This window comes from Acidovorax sp. GW821-FHT10A04, assembly GCF_059415825.1.
Window position 1 is genome coordinate 1 of sequence record NZ_JBWKNZ010000007.1, and the last position, 11,950, is coordinate 11,950.

An 11,950-nucleotide genomic window follows, 5' to 3' on the forward strand; every position below is an offset into this window, starting at 1 on the left:
GCACCTCGCTTGAATCGGGTGCCGTTATTTTAGTTTTGGGCAGCGGTTTAGGGTTGGGTTTTCACACAGCCTCGGCCGAATGCCGCACCCATGACTACATTGCAGAACGCAAGTCCCGATTACCTCCAGCAATGACGCGATGCGCAGGGCGCAGAGCAGGCCGCCTCGCTGGCGGCCACCCACCAGTGGGCCCATGTCGACAAGGCCCGGGCGCACCAGGACTTCCAGCGCTTCTATGAGGAACTGGCGCCGCTGATCGACAGCGCCGAGCCCTCTTCGCCGGCCATCCAGTCCCTCATGGCACGGCACCATGCCATTGCGTCGCGCTTCTATGTGCCGTCACGCGAGGCCTATATCGGCACGGCGCTGTTCTATGCCGACAACCCCGACATGAAGGCTTTTCACAATGCCTACCACCCGCGCATGGTGGCGTTTCTCGGTGAGGCCATCCACACCTACGCGCACAGCCATCTATAGGCTGGGGCGGGCGGCCGTCGCGATGCCCGCGCACTGCGCGAGTAGCCAATCCCTGAAGGCCTTGACCAGTGGCGTCTGCGCGCGCGCCTCGGGGTATACGAGGTAGTAGGCCTCGCTACTGGTGAGCACCTCGGTGGACAGGGCCACCAGGGCCCCCGAAGCGAGTTCGCCTTCGATCAGAAAGCGCGGCAGCAGCGCAGCGCCCAGGCCTGACACCGCCGCCTGCGCGATCATCGAGAACTGCTCATAGCGCGGGCCGCGCAGCGCCTGCGGGGTGGGGGCGCCTATGCGCTCGAACCATTCGGTCCATTGCGTGGGTCGGGTGTTCTGCTGCAGCAGCACGGCACCGGCCAGATCGGCGGGCGTGCGCAGGCCCTGCTGGGCACGGTAGTGCGGGCTGCACACGGGCAACACCTGCTCGTGCATCAGGTACTCGCAGACGGCGCCGGCCCAGTGCGGCGCGCCGAAGTGGATGGCCGCGTCCATGGGCTCCTGCGCAAAGTCGAAGGGCTCGGAGCGCGCCGAGAAATTCACCGTGGCATCGGGGTACAGCGCCATGAAGCCCGGCAGCCGCGGTATCAGCCAGCGTGTGCCAAGCGTGGGCAGCACGGCCAGGTTGAGCAGCCCGCCCGCGCTCGAAAAGGCCATGGCCTTTTGCGTGGCGGCCGACAGCTGCTGCAGCAGGGCGCGCACGTCGGCCGCGTAGACGCGCCCGGCATCGGTCAGCACCACGCGCTGGCGCACGCGGTGGAACAGGGCCATGCCCAGTTGCTCCTCCAGCTGGCGTATCTGGCGCGAGACGGCGCTTTGCGTCAGGTGCAGCTCTTCGGCTGCGCGCGAGACGCTGGTGTGGCGCGCGGCCGCCTCGAAGGCGAGCAGGTCGGCCACAGGGGGCAGGAAGGTCTTGCGGAACATGGCTGTTCATGCGTGAGGAGAATGATTCTCAGGGTTTACACCCTGGCGCACTGCGCTGGTGCCTATCCATTCCCCAAAATGGCCCGGGTATTGAAGAGAGTTGATTCTATTTGCGAATCAAGTTGTTCCAATTTTTTGCTATCCGGCAGATGGCGATTGGGCGATATTGGGGGCATTGCTGAACCCCTTCTATCCAACGCCGCCATGTCCGATACCTCCGCCTCTGCTTCCCTCGTGACCGACGCCGATGCGCTGCTGCAGCGCCTGGGCGTGCCGCGTGCCGCCTACACAGGTGGCGGCCTGTCGGTGCGTTCGCCCATCACCGGCGAGGCCATCGGCGCCGTGCACGAGGTCTCGCCGGCCGACGCCACTGCCGCCATCGCGCGCGCGCAGGCCGCGTTCCAGGCCTGGCGCAATGTGCCGGCACCGCGCCGTGGCGAACTGGTGCGCCTGCTCGGCGAAGAGCTGCGCGCCGCCAAGGACGACCTGGGCCTGCTCGTGACCATCGAGGCCGGCAAGATCCCGCCCGAAGGCTTGGGCGAGGTGCAGGAGATGATCGACATCTGCGACTTTGCCGTCGGCCTGTCGCGCCAGCTCTATGGCCTGACCATCGCCACCGAGCGCCCCGGCCACCGCATGATGGAAACCTGGCACCCGCTGGGCGTGTGCGGCGTGATCTCGGCCTTCAATTTCCCCGTGGCCGTGTGGTCGTGGAATGCGGCCCTGGCCCTGGTCTGCGGCGACTCCGTGGTCTGGAAGCCGTCCGAGAAGACGCCGCTCACCGCCCTGGCCACGCATGCCATCGCCCAGCGCGCCCTGGCCCGCTTCGGCGATGCGCCCGAGGGCCTGCTCGAACTCTTGATTGGCCAGCGCGGCATCGGCGAGGTGCTGGTGGACGACGCCCGCGTGGCCGTGCTCTCGGCCACCGGCTCCACGGCCATGGGCCGCGCGGTCGGCCCGCGCCTGGCGGCCCGCTTCGCGCGCGCCATCCTGGAGCTGGGCGGCAACAACGCCGCCATCGTCGCGCCCTCGGCGGACCTGGGCCTGGCCCTGCGCGGCATCGCCTTCGCCGCCATGGGCACGGCCGGCCAGCGCTGCACCACGCTGCGCCGCCTGTTCGTGCACGAGAGCATCTACGACACCCTGGTGCCCCAACTGCGCAAGGTGTACGGCAACGTGCAGGTGGGCGACCCGCGCGCTGCCGGCACCCTGGTCGGCCCGCTGATCGACCGCGGTGCCTACGACGGCATGCAAAAGGCGCTGGAAGAAGCCCGTGCCCTGGATGCCAAGGTGCACGGCGGCGAGCGCGTACCGGGCCTGGGCGGCAGCGATGCCTACTACGTGCGCCCCGCGCTGGTGGAACTGCAAAAGCATGAAGGCCCGGCCCTGCACGAGACCTTCGCGCCCATCCTCTACGTGGTGCGCTACCGTACGCTGGACGAAGCCATCGCCTGGAACAACGCCGTGGGGGCAGGCCTGTCGTCCTCGATCTTCACGCTCAACGTGCGCGAGGCCGAGCAGTTCATGTCGGCCGCGGGATCCGACTGCGGCATCGCCAACGTCAACATCGGCCCGAGCGGTGCCGAGATCGGCGGGGCCTTTGGCGGCGAGAAGGAAACCGGCGGTGGCCGAGAGGCCGGCTCCGACAGCTGGAAGGCCTACATGCGCCGTGCCACCAACACCATCAACTACTCCACCGCCCTGCCGCTCGCGCAGGGCGTGAAGTTCGACGTCTAAGAAGGTGCGAACGAACCCGACATGCCCGCTCATTCCGCCAAAACGCGCGCGCTCGTCGTTGCAAATGCTCGCCATAGCCCAAGCTATGGCTGTGCTTTGCGCCTAGATCGCACGCGTTTTGGCGGCCTGCTCGGACACGCCGGGTCCATTCACACCTTCTAACCATGCTGTTCGCTACGCAAACGCCCAGGAGCACCCCATGCCCATCGTGATCATCGGCGGCGGCGTCATCGGCAGTGCCATCGCCTACGAGCTGACACGCCAGCAGCCCGGCTGCGAGGTCGTGGTGGTGGAGCGCGACCCGGGCTATGCACGCGCCTCCTCGGCGCTGTCGGCCAGTTCCATCCGCCAGCAGTTCTCCACCGACATCAACGTGCAGATCTCGGCCCATGGCATCGGCTTTCTGCGCAATGTGAGCACGCTGCTGGCCTGCAACGGCGATGTGCCCGGCATCGGCCTGCACGAGGGCGGCTACCTGTACCTGGCCACGGCGGCCGGCGAGGCCACGCTGCGCGACAACCATGGGCTGCAAAGGCGCCATGGCGCCGATGTGGCGCTGCTCACTGCGGACGAACTGGCCACGCGCTTCCCCTGGCTGGCGCTGCAGGACGTGGTGCTGGGCTCGCTGGGCCTGTCGGGCGAGGGCTGGTTCGACGGCTACCTGCTGCTCACCGCGCTGCGCAGGAAGGCGCAGAGCCAGGGCGTGCGCTACGTGGCCGACGAGGCCGTGGGCCTGGACATGGCCACCAGCGGCGGCGTGCAGCACGTGGCCGCGGTGCAATTGAAGAGCGGCACCACGCTGCCCTGCAGCCATGCGGTCAATGCCGGTGGCCCCTGGGCCGCTGCCATCGCGGGCTGGGCCGGCATCGCGCTGCCCGTGGTGGGCAAGCGCCGCACCGTGTTCCACCTGTCCAGCCCGGCCCCGTTGCCCCGCTGCCCCCTGCTCATCGACACCAGTGGCATCTGGCTGCGGCCCGAGGGCAGCGGCTTCATTGCCGGTTTTGCGCCGCCCGCCGACCAGGATGCCGACTTCGCCCCGCTGGAGCCCGAGTACCACGCCTTCGAGGAACATGTCTGGCCCACGCTGGCCGAGCGCATCCCCGGCTTCGAGGCGCTGCGCATGCAGGGCGCCTGGGCCGGCTACTACGAGATGAACACCTTCGACCACAACGCCATCGTGGGCCTGTCCCCCGACTGCGACAACCTGGTCTTCGCCAACGGCTTCTCGGGCCACGGCCTGCAGCAGTGCCCGGCCGTGGGCCGGGGCGTGGCCGAGCTGCTGCTCACGGGTAGCTACCAGAGCCTCGACCTGTCGCCGCTGTCCATCACGCGCATTGCCGAGAACCGGCCGCTGCTGGAGAAGAACGTCATCTGAACCTGGGGTCCGCCGCGTGGGTGTGGCGCGCCCTGCATTGCTTTCCCAACGCCATCCACAACAACCAACGAGGAGACAACGACATGGCTTTTTCCCCCAACCGCAAGATGATGGCCGTGGCACTGGCAGCGCTGCTGTGCGCCGCAGGCGCCAGCGCCCAGACCACGCTCGAGAAGATCAAGGCCAGCGGCAAGGTCGTGCTCGGCGTGCGCGAGACCTCGCCGCCCATGGCCTATGCACTGGGTGCCAATGAAAAATACGTGGGCTACCACGTCGAGCTGTGCGAGCGCGTGCTCAAGGACATCGTGCCCGACGCCAAGCTCGAGTACATGGCCGTGACGGCGCAGAACACCCTGCCGCTGGTGCAGAACGGCACGCTCGACATCGGCTGCGGCCCCACCACCAACAACACCGCGCGCCAGCAGCAGGTGGCCTTCGCGGTGACCACCTATGTGAGCGAAGTACGCATGGCGGTGCGCAAGGATTCGGACCTGAAGTCCATCAGCCAGCTCGCGGGCCGCACCATCGCGGCATCCACCGGCACCACGGCCGTGCAGCTGCTGCGCAGGCAGGAGCGTGCCCTGGGCGGTGCGCCCATCAAGACCGTGCTGGGCAAGGACCACCACGAAAGCTTTCTGCTGCTCGAATCGGGCCGTGCCGATGCCTTCGTGCTCGACGACAACCTGCTGGCCGGGATGATCGCCAATTCCAAGGACCCCTCGGCCTACCGCATCGTGGGTGAGCCGCTGGGCGCCGAGCCGATCGCGCTGCTGTTCCGCAAGGACGACCCGAGCTTCAAGGCCGCCGTGGACGGCGTGCTCACCAAGCTCATGCAGAGCGGCGAGATGGAGAAGATCTACACCAAGTGGTTCGTCAGCCCCATCCCGCCCAAGAACCTGGGTCTGAGCCTGCCGCTGGGCACCACGCTGCGCCAGCTGTTCGCCGCCCCCAACGACAAGCCCCTGGAGACCTACCAGCAATGAACGCCGCCATCCCCGCCACGGCCTTTCGCGCGGCCGACCGCATCAGCGCCATCGGCGTGTCGGACATCGTGCGCATCACCCAGGCCGCCAACGAGCTCAAGCGCCAGGGCCAGCCCGTGATCGTGCTGGGCCTGGGCGAGCCGGACTTCGACACGCCCCTGCACATCCAGGAGGCCGCGCAGCAGGCCATGGCGCGGGGTGAGACCCACTACACCGTGCTGGACGGCACGCCCGAGCTCAAGGCCGCCATCCAGCGCAAGTTCCGCCATGACAACGGGCTGGAGTTCGCCACCCACGAGATCACGGTGGGAGCGGGTGCCAAGCAGGTCATCTACAACGCGCTGATGGCCAGCCTGAACCCCGGCGACGAGGTGATCCTGCCCGCGCCGTACTGGACCTCGTACGCCGACATGGTGCTGATCGCGGGCGGCGTGCCGGTGGTGGTGCCGTGTAGCGAGGCCAATGGCTTTCGCATCACGGCCGAACAACTCGACGCCGCGATCACGCCGCGCACGCGCTGGGTGTTCATCAACTCCCCCTCCAACCCCAGCGGCACGGCCTACAGCGCCGAGCAGCTCCAGCCCATCCTGGAGGTGGTGCTGCACCACCCGCAGGTCTGGGTGCTGGCGGACGACATCTACGAGCACATCCTGTACGACGGCCACGCCTTCGCCACCCCCGCGGCGGTGATGCCTGCGCTGCGCGAGCGCACGCTCACCGTGAACGGCGTCTCCAAGTCGTATGCCATGACGGGCTGGCGCATCGGCTACGGCGCGGGCCCGCGCGCATTGATCGCGGCCATGGCCGTGGTGCAGAGCCAGGCTACCTCGTGCGCCTCGTCCATCAGCCAGGCGGCGGCCGTGGCGGCGCTCACCGGGCCGCAGGACATCGTGGCCGAGCGCTGCCGCGAATTCCAGGCGCGGCGCGACCTGGTGGTGGCCGCGCTCAACGCCTCGCCGGGGCTGCGCTGCCGCGTGCCTGAAGGGGCGTTCTACACCTTTGCCAGTTGCGAAGGCGTGCTAGGCCGCACCACGCCGGGTGGCGCCACGCTGCGCAGCGATGCGGATTTCTGCGACTACCTGCTGCGCGAGTTCCATGTGGCCGTGGTCCCCGGCAGCGTGCTGGGGCTGGCGCCGTACTTCCGTATCTCGTACGCTGCGTCCATGGCCGACCTGCAGGAAGCCTGCGCGCGCATCCGCCGTGCCTGCGAGGCGCTGCGCTGATGCCCCTGTGACTTCTTTCTTCTGTTTCTTTCGTTTCGGACCCTTGACATGACCACGCCTTCCTCCTCCAGCAACGCCGCCAGCCGCACGGGCGGCCAGATCCTGGTCCAGCAGCTCATCACCCATGGCGTCAAGCAGCTGTTCTGCGTGCCCGGTGAAAGCTACCTGGCCGTGCTGGATGCGCTGCACGACGCCGACATTGCCGTTACCGTCTGCCGCCAGGAGGGCGGCGCCGCCATGATGGCCGAGGCTCAGGGCAAGCTCACCGGCCAGCCGGGCATCTGCTTCGTCACGCGCGGGCCCGGGGCCACCAATGCCTCGGCCGGCGTGCACATCGCGCACCAGGACTCCACGCCCATGATCCTGTTCGTAGGCCAGGTGGCGCGCGGGGCGCTGGGGCGCGAGGCTTTTCAGGAGCTGGACTACGGTGCCGTGTTCGGCACCATGGCCAAGTGGGTGGTGCAGATCGACGACCCGGCCCGCGTGCCCGAGCTCATCTCGCGCGCCTTCCACGTCGCCACCTCGGGCCGGCCCGGCCCGGTGGTGGTGGCCCTGCCCGAGGACATGCTGACCGAGGCCGCCACGGTGGCCGACGCGCTGCCCTACCAGGTGACCGAAACCCACCCCGGCGCTGCGCAGATGGCTGAGCTGGCCGAGCGCCTGGGCAAGGCCCAGCAGCCCGTGGCCATTCTGGGCGGCAGCCGCTGGTCCGAGCAGGCCGTGCGCGAGTTCACGGCCTTTGCCCAGGCCTGGTCGCTGCCTGTGTACTGCTCGTTCCGCCGGCAGATGCTGTTCCCGGCCACGCATGCCTGCTATGGCGGCGACCTGGGCCTGGGCGTGAACCCCAAGCTGCTGGCGCGCATCCGCTCGTCGGACCTGGTGCTGGTGCTGGGCGGGCGCCTGTCCGAGGTGCCCTCGCAGGGCTATGAGCTGTTCGCCATTCCGAACCCCGTGCAGCCCCTGGTGCATGTGCATGCCGACGCCGACGAACTGGGCCGGCTGTACCGCCCCGCGCAGGCCATCCATGCCACCCCGCAGGCCTTCACCGCCGCGCTGGCTGCGGTGCGCCCCAAGGCCGCCGTGCCCTGGGCGGCCCATGCCGAGGCCGCACACGCCGAATACCTGGCCTGGAGCGACACCGCTCCCATCCGCATCCCCGGCGACCTGCAGATGGGCCAGGTGATGCAGCACCTCAAGGAGGTGTTGCCGGCCGACACCATCTTCTGCAACGGCGCGGGCAACTTCGCCACCTGGATCCACCGCTTCTGGCCCTTCACCACCTACGCTAGCCAGCTGGCGCCCACCAGCGGCTCCATGGGCTACGGCCTGCCGGCCGGCGTGGGCGGCAAGCGCCTGTGGCCGCAGCGCGAGGTGGTGGTCTTTGCCGGCGACGGCGACTTCCTCATGCATGGCCAGGAGTTCGCCACCGCCGTGCAGTACGGCCTGCCCATCATCGTGGTGCTGCTGGACAACGCCATGTACGGCACCATCCGCATGCACCAGGAGCGCGAGTACCCGGGCCGCGTCAGCGCTACCGCGCTCAAGAACCCCGACTTCAAGGCCTACGCGCAGGCCTTCGGCGGCCATGGCGAGCGCGTCACTACCACCGAGGAGTTCGGCCCTGCATTGGCCCGCGCCCGTGCCAGCGGCCTGCCCAGTGTGCTGCACTGCCTGATCGATCCCGAGGCGATCACGCCGACGGGAACGCTGCAGGGCCTGCGCAACGCGGCGCTCGCCAAGAAGTAATACCGCGCCCAAACCCTGCGGTCGGCTGGGCGGCTGACAGCAGGGTGTCTGCGCTTTTGCGCACAATGGAGGCCGTGACCTCCCCACCGCCCGACGAGCCTTCCGCACCGCGCCTGCGCCGCATCGCGCACCTCGACATGGATGCTTTCTTCGCATCCGTCGAGTTGCTGCGCTACCCGCAGCTCAAGGGCCTGGCCGTGGTCATCGGCGGCGGGCGGCGCAAGGTGGACGAGCTGCTGCACCAGAGCCCTGATGGCCAGGGTCTGCGCGAGCCGCACTTCATTCCGGTGGCCGACTTTCCCCTGCTCAAGGACTATGTGGGCCGGGGCGTCATCACCACCGCCACCTACGCGGCGCGGCAGTTCGGCGTGGGCTCGGCCATGGGCATGATGAAGGCCGCCAAACTGTGCCCGCATGCCATCGTGCTGCCCGTGGATTTCGACGAGGTGCGCCGCTTCTCGCGCCTGTTCAAGAGCACCATCGCCGAGATCGCGCCCGTGATGCAGGACCGCGGGGTGGACGAGGTCTACATCGACTTCACCGACGTGCCCGGCGGCCAGCGCGAAGGGGGTCGGGTGCTGGCGCGGCTGATCCAGAAGAGCATCTTCGACGTGACGGGCCTGACCTGCTCCATCGGCGTGGCGCCCAACCGCCTGCTGGCCAAGATGGCCAGCGAGTTCAACAAGCCCAACGGCATCTCCATCGTTCACGAGGAAGACCTCAAGGACAGGATCTGGCCGCTCAACGTGCGCAAGATCAACGGCATCGGCCCCAAGGCGGGCGAGAAGCTCGCGGCGCTGGGCATCACGACCATCGGCGAGCTGGCCGAGCAGGACCCACAGTGGCTCATCGCACGCTTCGGCCAATCGAGCGGCGCCTGGATGCACCGCGTGGCCTGGGGCCGCGACGACAGCCCTGTGGTGACCGAGAGCGAGCCCGTGAGCATGAGCCGCGAGACCACCTTCGACCGCGACCTGCATGCCGTGCGCGACAAGGCCGAGCTCGGCCGCATCTTCACCGACCTGTGCGAGCGCGTGGCGGCCGATTTGCAGCGCAAGGGCTATGTCGGCAAGACCATCGGCATCAAGCTGCGCTACGACGACTTCAGGATCGCCACGCGCGACCAGACGCTGGACCGCTACACCCAGGACGCGGCCACCATCCGCCGCACGGCGGGCCTGTGCCTCAAGCGGGTGCCGCTTGACCGCAAGCTGCGTTTGCTGGGCGTGCGCGTGGGCACGCTGGAGCGCGAGGGCGAGGTGCCAGACGGCCCGCCCGAACCACGCGCCCCCCGGGTGCGCGAGGCCGACCCGCACACCCGACCGCTGTTCTGAGGGCCGACGGGCGGGGGGGCTTGACGAAGTCTTACGTCAAACTTACATTGATCATTCCTCTGGCGGGAGATGGTCATGACGCTCAAGGAGCTCCAACGCATCAAGCAATGGCATGTGGACCACCGGGTGGAGCATCCGCTGGAATACCACCTGTGGGATATGGTCCTCACGCTCTGGCTCATGGGCTGGGTGGGCTGGGTGCCCACGTGCGCGCTGGGTGACGCCTGGGCTGCGCCCCTGTGTTTTGCCGGGACTCTGTTGCCCAGCCTCTACGTGGGCTGGCGTGCCCGGGCGCACCGCTTGAACAAGTTGCGATGCGATTGGCTCAGGGCGTGAACACCACCTGAGAGGTCGCGCCGGCTCAGGTGTTTACTGCCGTGCGGTGCGCACGTTGCCCGGGAGGGCCTGCGGGTGGCTGGTGCGCAGCGGGTTGATATCGAGGCCGCCGCGGCGCGTGTAGCGCGCGTAGACCGTGAGCTTGAGCGGCTTGCAGCGTGTCCACAGGTCCATGAAGATGCGCTCCACGCACTGCTCGTGGAACTCGTTGTGGTTGCGAAAGCTCACCAGGTACTGCAGCAGCCCTTCCTGGTCGATGGGGGCGCCGGTGTAGCGGATCTGCACGCTGCCCCAGTCGGGCTGGCCGGTCACCAGGCAGTTGCTCTTGAGCAGGTTGCTGGTGAGCACTTCGGTGACGGCGGGCTCGTCATGCACGGCGTGCAGCAGGTGTGGCGCGGGCTGGTAGTGGGTGCACTCCACGTCCAGGCGGTCCAGGCTCAGGCCGTCGAGCTCGTGCACCGGTTCCCGGTCGAACATCTCGGGCAGCAGCAGCCGCACGCCCACTGTGGCCGGGTGCTCGGCACCGCGCCAGGCGGCCTCGCTCACATCGGTGCGGATGCGCGCCTGCACCTCGGATGGATCGGCAAAGCGCGTGTTGTTGAAGCTGTTCAGGTAGAGCTTGAAGGACTTGCTCTCGACGATGTTCGGCGTCTCGCAGGGGATGGTGATGTGCACCAGGGCCACCTGCGGCTTGCCGCGCTGGTTGAGCCAGGACAGCTCGAAGGCCGTCCACAGGTCCGCGCCGAAGAAGGGCGGGGCTGCGGTGATGCCGATCTCGGCGCGCTTGCCGGCGCGCGGGATGGGGAACAGCAGCGAGGCGTCGTACTGGTCCACATAGGCGGAGGCCTTGCCCAGCTGGGATTGCTCGGGGGTGTTGTCGTTCATGGCGGGTGCTTCCCTGGTTGGCTGGGCGGTGGTGCCGCCTTACTTGAATTCGCGCTCGCGCAGCCACTTGGTGGCGATCCATTTCTCGCCGGCAATCACCGGTGCGCCGCCATGCAGCGTGCGGGTCGCAGGGTGGGCGCGCTCGTAGCTGAAGAACACGGCATTGCCGCGCTGGGGAGCCACTTCGACGTGCACGTCGGGGAATGTGGTGCCGCCGCCCTTTTCGGGCGTGTTGAGGTACATCACCAGTGTGCCCACACGCTGCCCGCCGCGCTTCAAGATGGTGGGCGTGCCCGGCTCGCCCGGGTCGAAATAGTCGTAGTGCGGCTTGTACTCGGCCCCGGGGCGGTAGTGCAGCACCTGCAGGCCCTCGCCGTTCTCGATGGGCCAGTCCAGCAGCCGGGCGATGCGCTCCTCGATGCGCTGCACCACCGGGTTCTCGCCGCGCTGAAAGAACATGCCGTCGCTGGTGCGGTCGTCGTTGACCTCCTCGCCGCCGGTCTTGGTCGCGACCGTGAGCGAGCGTGCCATGCGGGGCGTGGCCGCGGCGATCAGGGCGTCGCATTCCTCGGCAGAGAGCAGGTTGCCGAACACCACGATGCGCGGCTTGGCGATGGCCAGCAGGATGTTCACCGCGCGGTCGCCAGCGTCGATCTGGGCCGGCGATTCGTCCAGCAGGGGCTCGGGCACCTTCACGGCGGGCGGTTGGCCCTGTTGCTCGGCCAGTGCGTTGAGGTGGTCCTGCAGCGTGATTTCCAGGGCCTCGGCGGCCACGTCCTCGTTCCAGCCGGCATCGCGCATGGATTGCAGCACCACGGGCGCGGCAAAGCCGGCCTCGGCCTGTTCGACGATCCAGCGGCGCAGCTCGGGCGTGATGGCCTGGCGTGCCGCAGCGGCGGTGCTGGTGGTGGACGGCGACTGTTCGGAAGACGATGCCAT

At 68.4% G+C, this 11,950-nt stretch carries 11 protein-coding genes; 8 read left to right on the forward strand and 3 right to left on the reverse strand.

From position 1 onward, the window contains the following. Nucleotides 1-168: 168 nt before the first annotated feature. Nucleotides 169-477 carry a TipAS antibiotic-recognition domain-containing protein gene (locus AC07PF_RS15810; protein WP_494612696.1) on the forward strand — a complete coding sequence of 103 codons (309 nt, stop codon included), beginning with the start codon at nt 169-171 and terminating at the stop codon, nt 475-477. Here AC07PF_RS15810 and AC07PF_RS15815 read toward each other — a convergent pair. Then, on the reverse strand, nt 472-1,392 hold the full coding sequence (locus tag AC07PF_RS15815; RefSeq protein WP_007848276.1) for a LysR family transcriptional regulator: 921 nt from the start codon (nt 1,390-1,392) through the stop codon (nt 472-474). The genes AC07PF_RS15810 and AC07PF_RS15815 overlap by 6 nt on opposite strands. A gap of 204 nt (nt 1,393-1,596) precedes the next feature. Here AC07PF_RS15815 and amaB point away from each other — a divergent pair, with 204 nt between their 5' ends. The 7 genes from amaB (at nt 1,597) to AC07PF_RS15850 (ending at nt 10,126) form a co-directional block, all read left to right on the forward strand. Beyond that, nucleotides 1,597-3,129, forward strand: coding sequence for an L-piperidine-6-carboxylate dehydrogenase (gene amaB / locus AC07PF_RS15820; RefSeq protein WP_494612527.1), 1,533 nt, complete (start codon nt 1,597-1,599; stop codon nt 3,127-3,129). A gap of 199 nt (nt 3,130-3,328) precedes the next feature. Beyond that, complete coding sequence (locus AC07PF_RS15825; protein ID WP_494612528.1) at nt 3,329-4,504, forward strand: NAD(P)/FAD-dependent oxidoreductase; 1,176 nt, start codon at nt 3,329-3,331, stop codon at nt 4,502-4,504. An 83-nt stretch (nt 4,505-4,587) separates the two neighbouring features. Continuing rightward, nucleotides 4,588-5,487 (forward strand): amino acid ABC transporter substrate-binding protein, encoded by a 900-nt coding sequence (locus tag AC07PF_RS15830; protein WP_007848271.1) that lies wholly within the window; start codon nt 4,588-4,590, stop codon nt 5,485-5,487. Then, entirely contained in the window at nt 5,484-6,710 is a 1,227-nt protein-coding gene (locus AC07PF_RS15835; RefSeq protein ID WP_494612529.1) for a pyridoxal phosphate-dependent aminotransferase, read from the forward strand. Before AC07PF_RS15830 ends, AC07PF_RS15835 begins: the two co-directional genes overlap by 4 nt. A 48-nt stretch (nt 6,711-6,758) precedes the next feature. After that, entirely contained in the window at nt 6,759-8,456 is a 1,698-nt protein-coding gene (locus AC07PF_RS15840) for a thiamine pyrophosphate-binding protein (protein WP_494612530.1), read from the forward strand. A 65-nt stretch (nt 8,457-8,521) separates the two neighbouring features. Next, entirely contained in the window at nt 8,522-9,790 is a 1,269-nt protein-coding gene (locus AC07PF_RS15845) for a Y-family DNA polymerase (RefSeq protein ID WP_494612531.1), read from the forward strand. Between the two features lie 75 nt (nt 9,791-9,865). Further along, the gene (locus AC07PF_RS15850; RefSeq protein WP_007848258.1) at nt 9,866-10,126 is read left to right on the forward strand and encodes a hypothetical protein; all 261 of its coding nucleotides are present in this window, start codon (nt 9,866-9,868) and stop codon (nt 10,124-10,126) included. A 33-nt stretch (nt 10,127-10,159) separates the two neighbouring features. Here the strand turns inward: AC07PF_RS15850 and queF are convergent, their stop codons facing one another. Both queF and AC07PF_RS15860 read right to left on the reverse strand, forming a co-directional pair. After that, nucleotides 10,160-11,011: an NADPH-dependent 7-cyano-7-deazaguanine reductase QueF gene (queF, locus tag AC07PF_RS15855; RefSeq protein WP_494612532.1), complete on the reverse strand. Its 852-nt coding sequence runs from the start codon at nt 11,009-11,011 to the stop codon at nt 10,160-10,162. A gap of 39 nt (nt 11,012-11,050) precedes the next feature. Further along, on the reverse strand, nt 11,051-11,950 hold the full coding sequence (locus tag AC07PF_RS15860; protein WP_494612533.1) for a 2OG-Fe(II) oxygenase: 900 nt from the start codon (nt 11,948-11,950) through the stop codon (nt 11,051-11,053).

What these genes read in the sequence shown, in the direction of transcription:
- amaB (WP_494612527.1), top strand. Translation starts at nt 1,597, where the DNA reads ATGTCCGATACCTCCGCCTCTGCTTCCCTCGTGACCGACGCCGATGCG.
- AC07PF_RS15840 (WP_494612530.1), top strand. Translation starts at nt 6,759, where the DNA reads ATGACCACGCCTTCCTCCTCCAGCAACGCCGCCAGCCGCACGGGCGGC.
- AC07PF_RS15850 (WP_007848258.1), top strand. Translation starts at nt 9,866, where the DNA reads ATGACGCTCAAGGAGCTCCAACGCATCAAGCAATGGCATGTGGACCAC.
- AC07PF_RS15825 (WP_494612528.1), top strand. Translation starts at nt 3,329, where the DNA reads ATGCCCATCGTGATCATCGGCGGCGGCGTCATCGGCAGTGCCATCGCC.
- AC07PF_RS15815 (WP_007848276.1), bottom strand. Translation starts at nt 1,392, where the DNA reads ATGTTCCGCAAGACCTTCCTGCCCCCTGTGGCCGACCTGCTCGCCTTC.
- AC07PF_RS15835 (WP_494612529.1), top strand. Translation starts at nt 5,484, where the DNA reads ATGAACGCCGCCATCCCCGCCACGGCCTTTCGCGCGGCCGACCGCATC.
- AC07PF_RS15860 (WP_494612533.1), bottom strand. Translation starts at nt 11,950, where the DNA reads ATGGCATCGTCTTCCGAACAGTCGCCGTCCACCACCAGCACCGCCGCT.
- AC07PF_RS15845 (WP_494612531.1), top strand. Translation starts at nt 8,522, where the DNA reads ATGGAGGCCGTGACCTCCCCACCGCCCGACGAGCCTTCCGCACCGCGC.
- queF (WP_494612532.1), bottom strand. Translation starts at nt 11,011, where the DNA reads ATGAACGACAACACCCCCGAGCAATCCCAGCTGGGCAAGGCCTCCGCC.
- AC07PF_RS15830 (WP_007848271.1), top strand. Translation starts at nt 4,588, where the DNA reads ATGGCTTTTTCCCCCAACCGCAAGATGATGGCCGTGGCACTGGCAGCG.